This window comes from Methanoculleus sp. UBA374 (genome assembly GCA_002508705.1).
In the GTDB taxonomy this organism is placed as follows: Archaea; Halobacteriota; Methanomicrobia; order Methanomicrobiales; family Methanoculleaceae; genus Methanoculleus; species Methanoculleus palmolei.
This window is the reverse complement of record DAYL01000023.1, coordinates 70767-84365: the sequence shown is the minus strand read 5'-3', so window position 1 is coordinate 84365 and position 13599 is coordinate 70767. Positions and strand designations below refer to the sequence as shown.

The window sequence follows — 13599 nt, the reverse complement described above, 5'->3', positions numbered from 1 at the left end:
CCCGATCCCTCCCCCGCGTGGCGATACCCAGAGAGGAGCCGTATCAGAGGTTTGACGCCAGAGACCCCTCAATTTTTCGCGGGGAGGCGACAGAATGCTCTGAACTATAGGAATCGTCAGCCGCTGGAAACTTTTAGGATGACTTCGAGAAGATACGCACCGACGATGATCAGTCCCAGCGTCATCACGGTTTCAAACGTGACGTCCTTTGCCTCCGGCTTCTCCGCTACGACATAACGCCATAATTCATTCTGCTCTGTCGGCGTCAGCGAAGTATTCTGAGACTTGCCAAGCAGATACTGCATTCTTTCGAGTTGTGCGGGAGGTAACGGCATTACTATTCTCTCCTCATTTTTGGCAGATAGAGGTATCTGTCTCGTGAGGGACCGCGACACACTTGTAATACAGTTATATGCTATCGAAAAACGCTCAGATCAATGGATAGTGAGCTAATCACAACAGCACTCCTTCTTTTGCCTTATGCCACTCTGTTAACCTTCATATTTGGCCTGTACAAGTTACTCGTGGATCTATCGGAAATAGTTAAATTCCGTATTTTGCGTGAAGTTCCCCGGAGGTGTATGTTTTCTCTCTGTTGGTTCTTCGGACCATTTCATCGACCTTTTTAACGTTCACGGCTGTCTCGCAGGCTACCACTTTTTTGGGCTTTAATTCGCACTCAAGGGTCTTGCTGATCGATTTTCTTCCTTTTCTGCGCGAGATGATTTCTTGATAAATTGCATCGGATACTTCTATCGTCCGCATACACATGGTGTCTGCCATCCAAAGGGATACACTTTGTGTAGGGGTGCAAGACCCCAGTTTCCCGAACAGCATTCGCCCATTTCTGTGGGGATCGGCCGGGAAACGCCCATGAGGATTGCGTGTACCGGCCAATCTTGTCCTGGCCGGAAAACCCATCCTCGGGAAAAAAGAGGACGAGTTATTTTCTCTTCAATTCTCCGATGATCGTTGCCTCCTCAGGCATGACGTTCTGCAGGGCGGCGTATAACCGGGAGAACCGGTTTCCTGTATATATAAGGATTTGCCCAAATACGGAGATTATGCGCTTCCACCTATGGATTAAGTAGAAAACTCGATGTCCAATGATTTAGGGGTCTTCGATCTAACCTAGGCAAGGTATGCGGCGCACGACGCGCTAAGGTGTTGAGCATCAATATCTATATAAATCAGGCTGTGAAATCACCACCCTGATGCAACATGAAACTCAGTGCAAGGAATCAGCTGCCGGGAACGATTAAGGCAATTAATGTGGGTGTGGTCACCGCAGAGGTCGTCATCGCGCTCTCCGGCGGCGGCGAAATTGTCTCGGTCATCACCAAAAAATCCGTGGAGAGCCTCGGGCTTACCGTCGGCAAGAAGGTCTACGCCGTGATCAAGTCGACAGAGGTCATGGTCGCCATCGACTGAGAGAAACTTACTCATTTCAGGGCGGCGACATCTGTGTCGTCGCCCCACAGGTTCCAACCGGAGCGTGTCATTGTACCCCGAGAACTCAAATTCCGCAGTATGCCCAGATCCGGCCAAAAACCCTCATAATGTCTTCTGGACAACAAACATACAGGACGGAAACTGCATTTCCATACAAAAGGGGAACCCGGGAGATTCAGCCCATACCTCCGTGCTCGCCCACCCGCATCCCGGATCCTTCATCGAAATCTCCAAAAATCATCCTTAAACTCCGATAATCTCCCTAAATAAAAGGAAGTTTCTGAGAGGCCCGCACTGCCGCCAGGGCTGTCGGGAGGAGCGGCGGGTGGCAGGAGAACTATAGAGACTTTCGATGAACAGGGGAGATCGTCGTAGACCCCTTCATTTCCACTGGAGATCTGGACTGCCTCTCTGTAGTAATCCGGAGGTGCCGGGGCACTGGCCCGACCAGTCGTTCACGATATCCCTCCCCGTCACGCCTCCGATCAGCGTCCCTAAACTCCAGGACTTTCCCCAAATCAAAGGCGATTTCTGAGAAAAACCCACTGCGCCAGAGCTGTCGGGCGGCAGGAGGACTATAGAGATTTCCGATAATCATGGGTGATCGTCGTAGACCCCTTCGTTTCCACTGGAGATCCAGGCCGTCGCTCTGTAGTAGCCCGGAGGTGCCGGGACGCTGGCCAGGCCGGTCGTTCGCGATACCCATCGCCGTCACGTCTCTTCCGGGCTCAGCTGCGATTGAACGGCGTCAAACGACAGAGACGGGGAGAGAAGTTACCCATCTTCCTCCACAACATCGAACCAGACGGGATCGGGGCAGTCGGGCCGGCCGCCGTAGTTGATGGTAATCTCCTCATCCTTCCGGATGGCGCGGTGAGCAGAGATACGAATCTCGCCCCGGGCAACGTCGCAGACATGATCTGCATTCGCGTGATATGAATGGTTGTAGAGCGAACCGTAGCCCAGTGCCACGGCGGCCAGCTCCGGGTGCTCCCCCCATGCGAAGTAATAGTTGTAAAGGCGTGTCCGGTCAAGGAGTTCCTGCTCGTCCGCTCCCCCGAGTATGATCACCGGACAGACCTCGATCAATTCGCCTGCCGCAATCGCCCTGCGGGCGAATACGCCCCGGCCGCGGCTCTCTGTCGAACCCACATAGACGGCGTCGGAGGGGAAGATTGTCCCCTCCGGCCCCGCACCCAATGCTCCAGCACCATCTGTCGTGGTATCACCGCTCCTCCATGTGCGAATGAGAGTAGTGGGTGTTGCCCGGGCAAAAAAGATGCGGGCGGAGGGAATTCCGGCAAACCTACCCCGGCGGAAGCGAAGACAGGGGGGTAAGCGAAAGAATTTGTATCCGCACGCCCCCACAGACATATCTGGAGGAACAAACAATCGAAGACGTCATCGTAGCGCGCGACCTCGAGAAGCGGTTCGAGGATCTCGTCGCAGTCGACCATATCGCCTTCCGGGTCAGGAAAGGAGAAGTCTTCGGGTTTCTCGGGCCGAACGGGGCGGGAAAGACGACGACCATGAAGATGATCCAGTGCATCTCTCCAAAGACAGGCGGCACGCTCGAGGTCTTCGGCATGGACGTGAACACCCACCAGCGGGAGATCAAGAGCCGCCTCGGGGTGGTGCCGCAGGAGACCAACCTCGACCCGGATTTCTCAACCTATCGGAACCTGCTTGTCTATGCGCGCTACTTTGGCATCCCGAAACAGGAAGCGGAGCAGCGGGCGGAAAACCTCCTCGCGTTCATGCAACTTGAAGAGAAACGGGACGTACGGGTCGACAAACTCTCGGGCGGGATGAAACGTCGGCTGATCATCGCCCGGGCCCTGATCAACGCGCCGGAACTGCTCATCCTCGACGAACCCACGATCGGGCTCGACCCGCAGGCGCGTCACCTGATCTGGGAGAGGCTCAGGAACCTCCAGGCCGAAGGAAACACCCTTGTCCTCACCACGCACTACCTGGACGAAGCGGAACGCCTCTGCGACCGGCTGGTGATCATGGACCACGGGAAGATCCTCGTCGAAGGGCCCCCGGCAGACCTTATCCGGGAACATGCCGGGAGCGATGTCGTTGAGGTCGAACAGACGCCGAAGGTGATCGCCCGACTGACCGAGCTTGGCGTGAACTACGACCTTGTCGGAGATATGCTTCAGGTATTCACGGACCGTCCCCACGACGTAGCACGCGAACTGCTTGAGGTCTGCCGGCACGAAGCAGTGACGGTTCGCCCCGCGACCCTGGAGGATGTCTTTCTGCGGTTGACCGGACGGAGGCTGCGGGAGTGAGCGAGCGACTGATCGATATCACCGGAAGGGTGAAGAGCGTCTGGCAGAGGAACTGGGATGCCTTTCTCAGGACCTACCAGGTAAACTTTATCCCGCCCTTTGTCGAGCCGGTCCTCTATCTCCTGGCCCTGGGGTTCGGGCTCGGGACCTACATCGAGTCCGTCGACGGGATACCGTATCCCGTATTCATTGCACCGGCCCTCGTCTCGATATCGGTGATGAACTCAGCCTTCTTTGAGTGTACCTACTCGTCGTTCGTCCGAATGTACTATCAGAAGACGTTTGACGCCATCATCGCAACGCCGGTCAGCATCGACGAAGTGATCGCCGGAGAGATGCTCTGGGGGGCCACCCGCGGGATGATCTATGCGACCCTGATGCTCCCGGTGCTCCTCCTCTTCGGCGTCGTGGCCATGCCGTCGTCCCTGCTCCTCATCCCCTTTGCTTACCTCGTCGGTCTTCTCTTTGCAGGGATTGCAATGTGTTTTACGGCGATAACGCCAAGCATCGACGCGCTGAACTATCCATCGTTTCTCTTCATCACCCCGATGTTCCTCTTCTCGGGAACGTTCTTCCCCCTCGACCTGCTTCCGCAGCCGATCCAGTACTTCGCCCTCGCCGTTCTCCCGCTGACCCACGTCGTCGGTATCAACCGGGCAATCACGCTCTCGGCCTATTCTCCGATGAACCTCTTCAACCTGGCCTGGATCGCCGTCGCCACCGCCCTCTTCTTCGTCCTCGCCATCAGGCTGATGAGAAGAAGGCTCATTGTGTGACCGCACCCCGTCAATCGGTTCTCCCGGGCATCACGGTCCGGAGAGGAAATTCGCATAACCGATGCTGCCGGTAGCAGTCACGCCGCACGGGGGCCGTGCGCAAAAAAAGAGGTTAGAATCGGGGTTTCCTGTGCTTCGGGAGGCAGTCGCGACAGTAGACGGGCCGGCCCTCCGTCGGCTTGAAAGGTACTTCGCACTCTTTGCCGCAGTCGGAACAGACTGCTTTGTGGAACTCGCGGGGGCGATCCTGGAACGAGCGGGGACCCCTGCTCGGATATCTCTCTTCCATGTACTTCAACCATGCAGATAGACTGCACATATACAACAACACGCCTGCATATAGATATTTCTCATGGATCTCGGAGAGTAAAAATCGCCCGGATGTATCCCCACCGGGTTCGGGTCCCGCACCGGACAACGCAGGACCTCTCACCCGGTGCGTGACGAGGTCTTTTGGCGATAAAAATTCCCCCGTAATGCAGTTGTTTCCCCGGGCAGAAAGAACAACGGCACAATGCTTTTATCGATACCATCCTACCGAATGATCATCCAACTATGACACACGATAACCGTTCTCTTTTACCATCCGGCAGATCGCCGGTTCTATCCTGGAGATGGGACTAAGGTGAGTGGCTCAGCATGACTGACGAGAACCACACAGACGAACCTCCCGATAGCAGACCAAAGGGAAAACACCGGGAAAGGAAGACGATTGGTCCTGTCCCGAACCTTGAAGAGCATGTGAAATCCGACTGGTGGAAGGGCATCTTTAATCGTCTCTACCTGAAAACCGACGGCGACGTCGTCGACGACCGGCAGATCACGGAAAGGGAGATCGATCAGATTGTTCAGATCCTGCACCTGGAACCCGACGCGAAGATCCTCGACCTCTGTTGCGGCCAGGGAAGGCACACCCTCGAACTCGTACGGAGGGGTTATAACGTCGAGGGCCTCGACCAGTCGCATTACCTGATCCACCGTGCCCGATCCACCGCAAAGAAAGAGGGGCTCCCGGTCCGGTTCCGGGAAGGGGATGCACGTCGGCTCCCGTACCGCACCGACACTTATGACGTTGTCCTTGTCCTCGGGAACAGTTTCGGGTACTTTGATTCTGTCGAGGAAGACCTGCGGATCCTCACCGAACTCCGGCGCATCCTCAAACCCTGGGGCCGGGTGCTCCTGGATGTGGCCGACGGCGATTACCTGAAAGAGCACTTCCAGCCGAGGTCGTGGGAGTGGATCGACGACGCTATGTTCGTCTGCCGCGAGCGGTCCCTCTCGCTCGACGAGCAGCGCCTGATATCCCGGGAGGTGATCACCGACGTCGACAAGGGTGTCATAGCCGACCAGTTTTACGCCGAACGTCTCTATACTCCCGAGGCACTCCGGCGGCTCCTGGAGCGGGCCGATTTCTCGGGGATCACCTTCCACAACATCGCCACGGAGTCGCAGCGGAACCAGGATCTCGGCATGATGGAACGCCGCCACATTGTCACGGCGGTCCTCAAGAAAGATTGGTCGACGACAAAGACAAGAGAGCAGGAGCGGACAAAGCACGTCGCGGTGATGCTCGGCGACCCGGCAAAGCCCGACGCTTTAAAGCCCTCCTGCACCTTTGACGACGACGACTTCTACACCATCGGCCAGATGAAGGCGGCCCTCCGGGAACGTGCGGGTTACCGGTTCACCTTCCTGTGCAAACACGACACCATGATCCCGGATCTCTTGAAACTGAAGGGGAAGGTGGACTATGTCTTCAACCTCTGCGACGAGGGGTTCAACAACGACCCGAGGAAAGAGCTCCACATCCCGGCGCTTCTCGAGATGCTCGATATACCGTATACGGGCTCCGGACCGCAGTCGCTTGCATTCTGCTACGATAAGTCGCTTGTGCGCGGCGTCGCGAAGGAGATGGGTATCCCGGTGCCGGATGCCTGCTTCATAACGCCCGGCGACCGTACCTACGCCGTCGGGATGAAATTCCCGGCAATCGTCAAGCCAAACGCGGGCGACTCATCATACGGCATCACACAGAAGAGCATCGCCCATACCATCGAGGAACTCTCCGATATCATCAACACGCTCCGGACGACACTCGGCTATGACCGCTCGCTCCTCGTCGAGGAGTTTCTCACCGGGAAAGATATCAGCGTCGGGATCATCGGAAATCCGTCGGGCTACTGCACGGTGCTTCCCGTCATCGAGGAGGATTACTCTGCGCTGCCCGCGGAATTTCCCCGGATCTGCGGCTACGAAGCGAAGTGGCTCCCGGATTCACCCTACTGGAAGATCGTCTCGAAGCCGGCGGATCTCCCCGAAAAAACAGAAAAGACGATTGTAAGGTGCTGTCTTGTCCTCTTTGAGCGTCTAGAGTGCCGCGACTACTGCCGGTTCGACTGGCGCCTGGATGAAGCCGGCAACCCGAAACTCCTGGAAGTCAACCCGAACCCCGGCTGGTGCTGGGACGGCCACCTCGCAAAGATGGCAAAGTATGCGGGCCTCACGTACTCCGAGATGCTCGGGCGAATCCTGAAGGCGGCAGAGGAAAGGTTCGGGATCGAACAGGCAACCGACGTGCAGGAAACCGAAACGGAGTCCTCTCCGCTCGACCTGCCCCGGCAGGCGGCCTGAACTCCCTTTTTTTTCGCCGGATCGGGAGCGGTTCACCTTCGTTGCGAATGCATTTATCCTAAAAAGACCACTGTCTTCCCGCATATGGCGGGGCCGGAGAAAGACACGCTCTTTACGAGGTGTGCCCGGGAAGCAGAAGCGCTTTCAAGAGACGTGATGGACGAGATCGCATGCGAAGAGCGGCGGCAATCGTCCCTCTTCGCACGCGACGACCGCCTTCACGCCACAGGGCCCTTCATTCTCGCCGCGTTCCTCGCAAACCTCTTCTTCCTGCTCATCCTCCCCCACCACTTCATGCCGTACTGGATTGCATCGAGTTTCATCCTGTATATGGTGAACCCCTTCATCCTGATGATCCCGACCGGAGAGGGGGTGACGGTTTCCCGGGGCGGGGAGACCGTCCGGGAGGTCCTCCGATCGCTCCGGGCTACCAGAGGGGGGCCCCACCCTGCGGTTCACGATCTGCAGGCGCTCGGGAAGGTGCTCTGGGACATTTTCTTCATCAACTCTCAGCCCCTCGCCGCGGGGTTCGGTCTGATATTCGGCGTCAATATACTCTTTGCACTCTTCTGCGGGTATGTAACGGGATCGCTCGAAACGGGGACGGCAGCGCTGATCACTCTTCAGTCCCTTGCAATCGTCCTTTTCTATGCCGGCATCTGGTACTTCAAGCCCTATACGACGAGTTTCTTCCTCTCGCTCGACGTGATGCGGGTAACTATGCAGGAGAAGATCCGGGCGGGATGGAGGGCGGCGATGCAGGTCGTCCTCGTCGTCGCCGTCATTGGAGCCGCAAGCGGAGTCCTCGCCGTATCGGCAATGCTTCTCCCGGGGGTGACCTTTTCGACATTCCTCGCCTCGGTCAACCTTGTCCTCGGGTGGGACCTCCTGCTGCTCGCGGTCATATTCGCTTCGCAGGTCACCATCGTCCGGTACCTGCAGGGGGCATACAGCCGGGAACTCTCCTTGCAGGTGAGCGATTACAAGGTCCATGTCTGGCGGGACGGTATCCTGAACCGGCTTGCCGCATTCCCAAAAACACCGGAGGAACTCCATGGGTCCGGGCATCTTGCGGATCTCATGGCAAATCTCTCGCAGATGCAACGAGACTACCAGCGGATGAAAGTATACGCATCGGAATATCACAGTATCTTCGGTTTTTTCCCGGTCTGCCTCGTTCTTCCCGACATCTGCCGTATCCTTGACCGGAGCCGGGACACACCCCAGAAAGCCGTGCCGGAGCCCGATAGCGGGATGCGCACTGAGAGACCGAGCGAACCGACGGGTATGAATGCCGGTAGCCCCCGGTAACCATCAGTATATAATCCCCCGGGACATAGATCATAATTACATGGCCGATGAATCGTATCGGATCGCGACGGTTCGGGGCAGAGAGGTCCCCTACGATCCGGAACAACTGCGCAAGATCAGCGAGCATCCCTGCTACTCTGATAAAGCGTGCCACGCCTTCGGGCGCTGCCACATCCCCGTCGCTCCGAAGTGCAACATCCAGTGTAACTACTGTGTGCGAGACTTCGACTGCGTGAATGAGAGCCGGCCGGGCGTGACGAGCAGGGTTCTCACCCCGAAGGAGGCGCTCGATCTCGTCAGGAACGTCCTCAAGGAGTACCCGTACGTGAAGGTGATCGGTATCGCGGGACCGGGTGAGCCGCTTGCAAATCCCGAGACGTTTGAGGCTCTGCGACTGATTCACGAGGAGTTCCCGCACCAGATCCTGTGCATCAGCACAAATGGTCTGGTACTCCCCGAGTCGATCGAGGAACTGGCGAAGAACGATGTCGGAAACGTGACGGTCACGCTCAACGCCATCGACCCTGCGATCGGGGAGAAGATCTACTCCTGGGTCGAGTACAACGGGAAGAAGTACCATGGGCGCGAAGGGGCGGAACTGCTTCTTTCCCAGCAGATGAAGGGGATCGAGATGGCGGTTGCAAAGAAGATGCTGGTCAAGATAAACACCGTCTACATCCCCGGGATCAACGACGAGCATATCCCCGAGATCGCAAAGAAGGTCGGGGAGATGGGGGCGTTCACCTTCAACGTCATCCCGCTCATCCCGCAGTATAAGTTCGCCGGGATCACTCCTCCGACGCCGAAGGAGAAGCGGGAGATGCAGGACCGATGCGCACTGTATATCAAGCAGATGCGCCACTGCGCACGCTGCCGGGCGGACGCGATCGGGAAACTCGGTCAGGACGTCCAGTCATGCGTCTACCGGCAGATGAAGGATGAGAAGGCAGAGTAATCAATTCTTTTTTACCCGCCGGACATGACGGCGATCATGCTCCGGGCCGACCAGCCGTTCGACCTCGACCGGACGCTCTCCTGCGGGCAGGCTTTCCGCTGGGAGAAGGCGGACGGGCGGTGGCAGGGCGTCGTCGACGGCCGGGCCGTTCGCATACGGCAGGATGCAGAGGCTCTCACGTTTGCCGGGGCGGACGAGAGGTTCATCCGCGACTACTTCCGGCTCGACCAGGACCTTCCCGCCGTCCTCTCGTCCATCGACCGCGACCCGGCGATCGGCGCTGCGATCCGGGAGTGCCGGGGGCTCCGGCTCGTGAGGCAGCCGCCGTGGGAGTGTCTGATCTCGTACCTCTGCGCCACGAACACGAACATCCCGGCGGTGAAGCGGCGGGTCGCGCTGATGGCGGAGCGCTACGGGAGACGGATAGACGGCCCCTTCGAGACGGCGTATGCGTTCCCCGAACCGGAGGCGCTCGCAAAGGTCTCCTGTGCGGACCTGTGGGACTGCAAACTTGGCTACCGGACGGATTACGTCCGGGACGCCGCGGCCTATGCAAGCGAGCACCCCGATTGGGCGGAACGGGTCGCGGCCCTTCCCTTCGAGGAGGCGCGGCGGGCGCTGATGGAGTTCCGGGGCGTCGGGCCGAAGGCGGCGGACTGCGTGCTGCTCTTTGCGTTCGGGTTTTTCGAGGCGTTCCCGGTCGACGTCTGGATACGCCGGATCGTGGCGGAGACCTACCTCCCGGACCTCACGGGCCGGAGTTGCACCCCGGCGGAGTACGAGCGGATCCGGCGGTTCGCGCGGGACTACTTCGGGGAGTACGCCGGGTACGCGCAGGAGTACCTCTACTGCGCACGGGGCCCTGCACGTCACACGGAGTGAGTTTGCGCCGGACGGTGCTCGCGCTCCGGTTCTTACGAACCAGCGTGCTCCTGAGCGTCGTTCCTGTCGGAGCATCGCATATCGCTTCGCGGGGACGGGAGCGGGCCTTCCTCTCCCGAAGATACCGCGACGGCGTCCGGGAGATCAACCGGAGAGTAAAACCGACTCGAATTAGTAAAACTATTTTGGGTTAAGATGAAGACACTACTATCATGCAGAAGCCTCTTTTTCCCGCGAAAAAGCCCCCTCGTTCGAAGATGCCCGGAAAGATCGTCCCGGCCCGAGAGGTGTATGGGGTTCGGAACGTCGGGGATTTTTTTAGCCTCGAATCACCGAAATACCGTGAAGTTCGGTCCTTCGACCCCGCCGACAGGGAGGTGGCGACCGCCGCTTTCGCAGGGATGATCGGAGGAACTTCATGCAGGAGTTAGGGTGCTCGACGTGGTGTCTCATGGACCGGGAACTTCCCGAGGTTCTGGAGACCCTCTCCGCCCGTACCGATACGGTCGAGATCCTCTCGGAGGCTGCCCACGATATCCTCTATTGTTCGGAAGCCTGTTTCTCCTTCGACCTCCGGTACACGGTTCATTCCCCGACCGCCGATATCAATATCGCCAGTTGCCGCGAACCGATCCGGCAGGCATCGCTCGGTCTCCTCCGTGAAGTCTGTAGGGCGGCCGGGGAGATCGGTGCCGGGTGCGTGGTCGTCCACCCCGGTTTCTCGCCCTGGATCGAGCTTCTCGATCGTTCGTACCTGGCACTTCAACAGTCTCTTGGAGATCTTTCAGCAATCCAGGAGGAGTACGGGGTGCCGGTCGCCGTGGAGAACATGGGGAGCTGGAAGGTGTGCCATTTCCGCGATCCCTCCTTCCTGCCGGTCTTGCAGGAGGCAGGGCTTTCATTCTGCCTGGATCTCGGCCATGCCAACCTCAACGGGGCGCTGGATGAGTTCCTCGCCATAGGAAAACCCCTGCATGTTCATCTTCATAATAACGACGGCTCTGATGATTCCCACCAGGCGCTGGGACACGGGAATATCGATCTCTCCCGGGTACTTCCCCTCCTTCCCCGGAATGCATCGCGGATTGTTGAAGTGCAAACGCTTGAGGCCTACGACGAGAGTATCCGCTTCATGGCAGAGATGGGGAAGGGAGGCCCGGACTGCAGAGAATGTACGGGTGATGGAAACAACGGATAACACAAACGAGGGGGGCCGTTCGGCTTCGATCTGGAACGTTACGGGAAGTGGAATGCAGTAGAGTTGTTTTTCAGCGAGATTGCTTCGGGGAGTCTGGCCGGGTACGCGCAGGAGTACCTCTGCTGCACGAGAGGGGAGGCGGCACGTCGCCCGGCGTGAGGTTTGTGCCCCCAACAAGCAGGTGTGGACGCGAGAACAAGCCTTCCCCTCTCGCCGGAGGTGGTGAGAGCGTAGCGGTTTGCTTTGCCGTATCGTGGCCCCATGGCGGGACCTGCCAACTGTCCGTCCGCCGTGCCTTCGCGCCGTCCCCACACCGCATCGACGGTTTATCGTGAGTACCTGCGCTGCTGAGACGATTTAGAAGATATTGCAGCGATACATCGGTATCGTGTTCTTCTTTTTAGTTTTCAGGGTTCTATGGAACCCAAACCTTTCGTAAAACAGTTCAGCATCGGGTTTGGCATCGACGGTGAGAACGCAACATCCGGAATAGGTTGACACGGCTATTGCTATCGATCGTACCGCAGTTAACATGGCCCGCCCAACGTCTCTTCCTTCGTATTCCCGGTGTGTGGCGAACCGAGCAATCTTGACTGCAGGATAATAGGAGTGGTTATACCAATCTTTGTCGTCCTCGGGATCGATGTCCTTCTTGATGATACTGTCGTTGAGGAGCGAAAAGTATCCTGCACACTCTCCTTCGTAAACAGCGAGATGGGTTACAGCGACATGGGCATCTTTTTCAGTACGTCTATGGTCAGGTAGTCGGTAAGAGCCTGATGCGTGCAGAAAAAAGATAAGGTGTCATGATTGGCGGCGAGATGCTCGAAGGATATATCCGATAGAGGAATCTTTGGTAGCCTGGCGCCCGAGACCGTGGAAAAGTTCTTTGAAGGCATCTTGATCGCGCAAAAATAGATGGAAACGGAGAGAATTTTCACCGGATGGATCTTACAAGTTCCTCTCCGTGGTCGCGTACCCAGCGGGTCATCTCCCTCCCTTCCGGAGTATCATACCGGTCGGGGTCCGCCATGTACTTCTCAAAGCGGCGGGCGTCATCGCCTTCCAGGTAGAGACCTAATTTGATTTTTTGGGCCATATTAACATCATCTCCACACAGTTCTCGACGCGTTATGATATACTATATCCCGCCAGGCTGATATATATTCGGGTTAACGCAGGTCGTATAATCGATCCCGTCAATTGCCTGTTTTACGCTGGCGACATATATCCGGCATACTACCCGGACCTCCCTCTCTTCACTGTCGTCCTTCCTCCATCGAATAGAATAGCAGGAAGTAACCTTTATTCCCCATATCCTCCCATAGTGAATTATGGTAACACCGATCCAGTTTCAGCCGGAGACCACGGCCCGCCTGGATGATGTGAAAATCCATCCACGAGAAACCCTTCATGCCGACGGCGACTCATCGGGTCCCCTGAATAGTTACAAATATCTGTTCTCACACTGCATAAATGATTATTATTCGGGGGAAAAATCGTGCAAGTTTTCTTCAACGTTGAATTTGATGGGGAATGGTGGTGCGCGAGCGCCCGCACACCGGGGAACCTGATCTGCACCCAGGGTGAAAACATAGGGGATCTCATCAACAATATCATCGACGCAACATTACTTCACTATGATGATCTTCTCCAAATGGGAGAACATATCACGATCGTCACTATTTACCGATCAACGTCTTCCAGTCCCGCTCCACAAGCAACCGCCAATTTCGAATACAGGGTCGATCTCGTTGCCGCGTCGTCCGGTTGTTAGTGGAACTGATGTCATCAAAGCATTCAGCAAGATTGGGTTCTACCTATTTCGCAAACCGGCAGTCACGTTCACCTGCACAAAGAATTCACCAAACATGGCCCGTTAACCATCACCATACCTCTTCACCGGACGCTCGCGGTGGGGACGCTTAACGTTATCGTCTCCGAGATAGCGCGATATGAAGAGATCCCCAAACAACAGATATTCGATCTCCTTCGCTGACCGGGCGAGTATCCACGAGGAGTGCGAAATAGTAGGGAGAGGGGATGTTTTCTACCGGATTCACCTGAAGAACTGCTAACACTCCTGCAGAACAT

Annotated in this window: 15 protein-coding genes; 9 read left to right on the top strand and 6 right to left on the bottom strand. The window is 57.2% G+C overall.

Features of this window, described 5'->3' with window-relative positions; genetic code table 11:
- Positions 1–116: 116 nt before the first annotated feature.
- Both BRA42_RS07660 and BRA42_RS07655 read right to left on the bottom strand, forming a co-directional pair.
- Positions 117–305 (bottom strand): hypothetical protein, encoded by a 189-nt coding sequence (locus tag BRA42_RS07660; protein ID WP_292410527.1) that lies wholly within the window; start codon positions 303–305, stop codon positions 117–119.
- 238 nt (positions 306–543) lie between these two features.
- On the bottom strand, positions 544–765 hold the full coding sequence (locus BRA42_RS07655) for a hypothetical protein (protein ID WP_292410525.1): 222 nt from the start codon (positions 763–765) through the stop codon (positions 544–546).
- A 456-nt stretch (positions 766–1221) separates the two neighbouring features.
- On the opposite strand from BRA42_RS07655, the gene BRA42_RS07650 reads away from it, so the two are divergent.
- Positions 1222–1431 carry a TOBE domain-containing protein gene (locus BRA42_RS07650; protein ID WP_292410522.1) on the top strand — a complete coding sequence of 70 codons (210 nt, stop codon included), beginning with the start codon at positions 1222–1224 and terminating at the stop codon, positions 1429–1431.
- A gap of 795 nt (positions 1432–2226) precedes the next feature.
- Here BRA42_RS07650 and BRA42_RS07645 read toward each other — a convergent pair.
- Positions 2227–2652 carry an SET domain-containing protein gene (locus BRA42_RS07645; protein WP_292410520.1) on the bottom strand — a complete coding sequence of 142 codons (426 nt, stop codon included), beginning with the start codon at positions 2650–2652 and terminating at the stop codon, positions 2227–2229.
- Positions 2653–2843: 191 nt separating this feature from the next.
- Between BRA42_RS07645 and BRA42_RS07640 the strand changes: the two genes are divergently transcribed.
- Together BRA42_RS07640 and BRA42_RS07635 are read left to right on the top strand one after the other, a co-directional pair.
- Entirely contained in the window at positions 2844–3752 is a 909-nt protein-coding gene (locus tag BRA42_RS07640) for an ABC transporter ATP-binding protein (RefSeq protein ID WP_292410529.1), read from the top strand.
- Positions 3749–4528 carry an ABC transporter permease gene (locus BRA42_RS07635; protein WP_292410518.1) on the top strand — a complete coding sequence of 260 codons (780 nt, stop codon included), beginning with the start codon at positions 3749–3751 and terminating at the stop codon, positions 4526–4528. The genes BRA42_RS07640 and BRA42_RS07635 overlap by 4 nt, the downstream gene beginning before the upstream one ends.
- 112 nt (positions 4529–4640) lie before the next feature.
- Here the strand turns inward: BRA42_RS07635 and BRA42_RS07630 are convergent, their stop codons facing one another.
- Positions 4641–4817 (bottom strand): CxxC-x17-CxxC domain-containing protein, encoded by a 177-nt coding sequence (locus tag BRA42_RS07630; protein ID WP_292410516.1) that lies wholly within the window; start codon positions 4815–4817, stop codon positions 4641–4643.
- Positions 4818–5167: 350 nt separating this feature from the next.
- On the opposite strand from BRA42_RS07630, the gene BRA42_RS07625 reads away from it, so the two are divergent.
- The 5 genes from BRA42_RS07625 to BRA42_RS07605 all read left to right on the top strand — a co-directional run bounded on the left by BRA42_RS07625 (position 5168) and on the right by BRA42_RS07605 (position 11505).
- Complete coding sequence (locus tag BRA42_RS07625; protein WP_292410514.1) at positions 5168–7159, top strand: methyltransferase domain-containing protein; 1992 nt, start codon at positions 5168–5170, stop codon at positions 7157–7159.
- 84 nt (positions 7160–7243) lie between these two features.
- Positions 7244–8470, top strand: coding sequence for a hypothetical protein (locus BRA42_RS07620; protein ID WP_342770924.1), 1227 nt, complete (start codon positions 7244–7246; stop codon positions 8468–8470).
- A gap of 40 nt (positions 8471–8510) precedes the next feature.
- On the top strand, positions 8511–9425 hold the full coding sequence (nifB, locus tag BRA42_RS07615; RefSeq protein ID WP_292410510.1) for a nitrogenase cofactor biosynthesis protein NifB: 915 nt from the start codon (positions 8511–8513) through the stop codon (positions 9423–9425).
- 24 nt (positions 9426–9449) lie between these two features.
- Positions 9450–10307 carry a DNA-3-methyladenine glycosylase family protein gene (locus tag BRA42_RS07610; RefSeq protein ID WP_292410508.1) on the top strand — a complete coding sequence of 286 codons (858 nt, stop codon included), beginning with the start codon at positions 9450–9452 and terminating at the stop codon, positions 10305–10307.
- 418 nt (positions 10308–10725) lie between these two features.
- Positions 10726–11505 (top strand): sugar phosphate isomerase/epimerase family protein, encoded by a 780-nt coding sequence (locus BRA42_RS07605; protein ID WP_292410506.1) that lies wholly within the window; start codon positions 10726–10728, stop codon positions 11503–11505.
- Between the two features lie 357 nt (positions 11506–11862).
- Here BRA42_RS07605 and BRA42_RS14555 read toward each other — a convergent pair whose 3' ends face one another.
- Together BRA42_RS14555 and BRA42_RS07595 are read right to left on the bottom strand one after the other, a co-directional pair.
- The gene (locus tag BRA42_RS14555) at positions 11863–12294 is read right to left on the bottom strand and encodes a GNAT family N-acetyltransferase (protein WP_394339213.1); all 432 of its coding nucleotides are present in this window, start codon (positions 12292–12294) and stop codon (positions 11863–11865) included.
- Between the two features lie 148 nt (positions 12295–12442).
- Positions 12443–12604 (bottom strand): hypothetical protein, encoded by a 162-nt coding sequence (locus BRA42_RS07595; RefSeq protein WP_342770926.1) that lies wholly within the window; start codon positions 12602–12604, stop codon positions 12443–12445.
- 699 nt (positions 12605–13303) lie between these two features.
- Between BRA42_RS07595 and BRA42_RS14550 the strand changes: the two genes are divergently transcribed.
- Complete coding sequence (locus tag BRA42_RS14550; protein ID WP_394339232.1) at positions 13304–13504, top strand: type II toxin-antitoxin system HicA family toxin; 201 nt, start codon at positions 13304–13306, stop codon at positions 13502–13504.
- Positions 13505–13599: the final 95 nt, after the last annotated feature.

What these genes read in the sequence shown, in the direction of transcription:
- BRA42_RS07620 (WP_342770924.1), top strand. Translation starts at nt 7,244, where the DNA reads ATGGCGGGGCCGGAGAAAGACACGCTCTTTACGAGGTGTGCCCGGGAA.
- BRA42_RS07605 (WP_292410506.1), top strand. Translation starts at nt 10,726, where the DNA reads ATGCAGGAGTTAGGGTGCTCGACGTGGTGTCTCATGGACCGGGAACTT.
- BRA42_RS07655 (WP_292410525.1), bottom strand. Translation starts at nt 765, where the DNA reads ATGCGGACGATAGAAGTATCCGATGCAATTTATCAAGAAATCATCTCG.
- BRA42_RS07630 (WP_292410516.1), bottom strand. Translation starts at nt 4,817, where the DNA reads ATGGAAGAGAGATATCCGAGCAGGGGTCCCCGCTCGTTCCAGGATCGC.
- BRA42_RS07610 (WP_292410508.1), top strand. Translation starts at nt 9,450, where the DNA reads ATGACGGCGATCATGCTCCGGGCCGACCAGCCGTTCGACCTCGACCGG.
- nifB (WP_292410510.1), top strand. Translation starts at nt 8,511, where the DNA reads ATGGCCGATGAATCGTATCGGATCGCGACGGTTCGGGGCAGAGAGGTC.
- BRA42_RS07660 (WP_292410527.1), bottom strand. Translation starts at nt 305, where the DNA reads ATGCAGTATCTGCTTGGCAAGTCTCAGAATACTTCGCTGACGCCGACA.
- BRA42_RS07625 (WP_292410514.1), top strand. Translation starts at nt 5,168, where the DNA reads ATGACTGACGAGAACCACACAGACGAACCTCCCGATAGCAGACCAAAG.
- BRA42_RS07595 (WP_342770926.1), bottom strand. Translation starts at nt 12,604, where the DNA reads ATGGCCCAAAAAATCAAATTAGGTCTCTACCTGGAAGGCGATGACGCC.
- BRA42_RS07650 (WP_292410522.1), top strand. Translation starts at nt 1,222, where the DNA reads ATGAAACTCAGTGCAAGGAATCAGCTGCCGGGAACGATTAAGGCAATT.